At 69.7% G+C, this 327-nt stretch carries 1 pseudogene; it reads left to right on the top strand.

From position 1 onward, the window contains the following. A pseudogene (locus CF165_RS51645) lies at positions 1-327 on the top strand (hypothetical protein); the annotation flags it as partial.

The following is a 327-nucleotide window of genomic DNA, read 5'->3' as shown; positions in this document are numbered from 1 at the left end:
GGCGGCCAGATCAGTCTCGCGCGAGCCACCATCACCAACACCGCCGGCCCCGCACTGGTCGCCGACGGCCTCCGCGCCGACAGCAGCCTGTTCATGCGCGACACCACCATCACCGGCACCGCAGACGACGGCGCGATCCAGTTACCCGGCGCCCACATCGGCGGCGAGGTCAGTCTCGCGCGAGCCACCATCACCAACACCGCCGGCCCCGCACTGCGCGTCGATCGCCTCCGCACCGACAGCGACCTTGTCATGAGCGACACCACCATCACCGGCACCGCAAAAGACGGCGCGATCCGGCTAATCGAGGCCCACATCGGCGGCACA

The sequence above is a fragment of the Amycolatopsis vastitatis genome (assembly GCF_002234595.1).
In the GTDB taxonomy this organism is placed as follows: domain Bacteria; phylum Actinomycetota; class Actinomycetes; order Mycobacteriales; family Pseudonocardiaceae; genus Amycolatopsis; species Amycolatopsis vastitatis.
Note: the sequence above shows the minus strand (reverse complement) of the source record. Positions and strands in the feature narration are given on the sequence as shown.